General features: G+C 39.7%; 3 protein-coding genes. All 3 read left to right on the top strand.

The annotated features are described in order from the left end of the window. Positions 1–80 precede the first annotated feature (80 nt). Positions 81–488 carry a D-ribose pyranase gene (gene rbsD / locus DS885_RS02450; RefSeq protein ID WP_113817820.1) on the top strand — a complete coding sequence of 136 codons (408 nt, stop codon included), beginning with the start codon at positions 81–83 and terminating at the stop codon, positions 486–488. A gap of 21 nt (positions 489–509) precedes the next feature. Then, positions 510–2,015, top strand: a complete 1,506-nt coding sequence (gene rbsA / locus DS885_RS02445) for a ribose ABC transporter ATP-binding protein RbsA (protein WP_113817821.1) — start codon at positions 510–512, stop codon at positions 2,013–2,015. Beyond that, on the top strand, positions 2,012–2,786 hold a 775-nt coding region (rbsC, locus tag DS885_RS02440; RefSeq protein WP_113817819.1), incomplete at its 3' end, for a ribose ABC transporter permease. The genes rbsA and rbsC, both read left to right, overlap by 4 nt.

The raw sequence follows: 2,786 nt of genomic DNA, 5'->3' as shown, positions 1-2,786 counted from the left end.
AAACGATTGCGCAATCGTTTTTCAGGTGTTTTTTATCAAGCTAATTAAAACATTAAATAAATGCGGAATAAGGTTGTTACATGAAAAAATCAGCACTGTTAAACGCTCAACTATCTCATTGTATTGCTTCATTAGGACATTTTGATGAAGTGACGATATGTGATGCAGGCTTACCCATTCCAAATCAAGTAGAGCGCATTGATTTAGCTCTCACACACGGAGTACCAAGCTTTCTAGATACAGTGGAAGTGGTGTTAAGTGAAATGCAGATCACTGGAATCATTTTGGCTGAAGAGATAAAAAATATCAGCCCTGTATTACACCAAGCACTACTTCAGTCTATTGAAAAGCAGCAGCAATCTGTAGACCTGACCTATCTTAGTCATGAAGAATTTAAAGCAAAAACGGTTAATAGCAAGGCAGTCGTTCGTACTGGTGAGTGCACACCTTTTGCGAATGTGATTTTTCAATCCGGTGTAGTTTTTTAATTTGTTGATGCGAGAAATATGATGAGAGAACCGATATTAAAACTCACTGATATCCATAAATCTTTTCCAGGTGTAAAGGCACTAGATGGAGCATCTTTAAATGTGTATCCCGGACAAGTGATGGCTTTGTTAGGTGAAAATGGTGCTGGAAAATCAACATTAATGAAAGTGATCACTGGCATCTATTCCCTAGATAAAGGTGAGATACATTATGAAAACAAGCCTATTCGTTTTAAAGGGCCACGCGATTCACAACAAGCTGGTATCAGTATTATTCACCAAGAATTGAACTTATTACCGGCGTTAACAATTGCTGAAAATATCTTTTTAGGGCGAGAAATGACCAATCGCTTTGGTGCGATCAATTGGTCTGCTATGTATCAAAAATCTGACCAATTGTTGGCGCGCTTAAGAGTAAAGCATAAGTCATCAACGATTCTCAGCGAGTTGAGTTTAGGTGAACAACAAATGGTAGAGATAGCTAAAGCACTCTCCTTTGAATCTAAAGTGATCATCATGGATGAGCCTACTGATGCATTAACAGACAGTGAAGTGGAAGCCTTATTTAGTGTGATTAATGAGTTACGTGATGAAGGTTATGGCATTGTTTATATTTCGCATCGTTTGAAAGAAATTTTTGAAGTTTGCGATGACATTACTATTTTACGTGATGGTAAGTTTATTGCGCAAAAAGCGGTCGCAGAGATAGATGAAGATAAGTTGATTGAACTGATGGTTGGGCGCCGTTTAGACGAACAATACCCACGCATCCCTTGTGTGCATCAAAGTAACTGCTTAACGGTTAGTGAATTATCTGGTGAAGCAATAGATAAGGTTAGTTTTACGCTAAAACACGGGGAGATATTAGGAATATCTGGGTTGATGGGCGCAGGTCGTACTGAATTGATGAAGGTTATTTATGGCGCATTGGCACGCCACTCTGGAGAGGTCGTATTAGAGGGGGAAGTGATTAATCCTGATTCAGCATTACAAGGTCTACAGCATGGTATTGCCTATATTTCGGAAGATCGAAAAGGCGATGGCTTGGTTCTCGGTTTGTCGGTGAAAGATAATATGTCGTTGTGTGCACTTAAAAGCCTTTCTAGTGGATGGCAGTTAAAGCATCAGGAAGAGCGCCTAGCAGTGAATGACTTTATTGGCCTATTTAATATTAAAACGCCTTCGATGGAACAAATAATTGGTAATTTATCGGGGGGAAATCAGCAAAAGGTAGCTATCGCTAAAGGCCTGATGACTAAACCTAAAGTATTGATTTTAGATGAACCTACGCGTGGCGTAGATGTCGGGGCTAAAAAAGAGATCTATCAACTGATCAATAAGTTTAAAGCTGAGGGCATGAGTATTATTTTGGTGTCTTCGGAAATGCCAGAGGTATTAGGCATGAGCGATCGTATTTTAGTGATGCATCAAGGCCAGATCAGTGGCGAATTTAGTGCACAGGAAGCAGATCAAGAAAAACTAATGGCTTGTGCTGTTGGTAAAAATCACAATGAGGTAGCAGCATGAGTTCAAACATTACAACCCCTGAAGTTAATCAGTCTAAAAGGTATATTTTCACTAAAGCCTGGTTTATTGAGCAAAAATCATTGATCGCATTGATTGCCTTAATTGCCGTTGTATCTGTACTGAATGAGTATTTTTTTACACTTGATAATCTGCTTAATATTTTACGACAAACATCGGTGATTGCGATTCTTGCTGCGGGGATGACGTTAGTGATCTTAACGGCAGGCATTGATTTAAGTGTAGGCTCTATTCTTGCGTTATGTGGTGCTTTTGCTGCCAGTATGATTAGTCTAGAGATCTCAGTGTTTATTGCTATTCCAGTCTCTTTATTAGGCGGCGCGGTTTTAGGGTCAATGACAGGGGTAATTATATCAAAGGGTAAAGTGCAAGCATTTATCGCGACCTTAGTGATGATGACATTACTGCGTGGTGTGACCATGGTGTATACCGATGGTCGTCCTATCTCTACAGGTTTCACTGATGTGGCTGATCATTTTGCTTGGTTTGGTACTGGTTACCTATTTGGCATTCCAGTGCCTGTATGGTTAATGATTTTTGTATTTGCAGGGATTTGGTACTTACTTAATCATACTCGTTTTGGTCGTTATGTTTATGCGCTAGGCGGTAATGAATCAGCGACTAAGTTATCAGGTATCAATGTTGATCGTATCAAGATCGGTGTGTATGGCATTTGCGGCTTATTATCAGCACTGGCCGGGATCATTATTACTTCACGATTATCATCAGCTCAACCAACAGCAGGTATGGGTT

The organism is Psychromonas sp. B3M02, from assembly GCF_003318165.1.
In the GTDB taxonomy this organism is placed as follows: Bacteria; Pseudomonadota; Gammaproteobacteria; order Enterobacterales; family Psychromonadaceae; genus Psychromonas.
Note: the sequence above shows the minus strand (reverse complement) of the source record. Positions and strands in the feature narration are given on the sequence as shown.

Bases quoted from the DNA above. Each gene is read 5' to 3' on its own strand.
- rbsD (WP_113817820.1), top strand. From the start codon at position 81: ATGAAAAAATCAGCACTGTTAAACGCTCAACTATCTCATTGTATTGCT.
- rbsA (WP_113817821.1), top strand. From the start codon at position 510: ATGAGAGAACCGATATTAAAACTCACTGATATCCATAAATCTTTTCCA.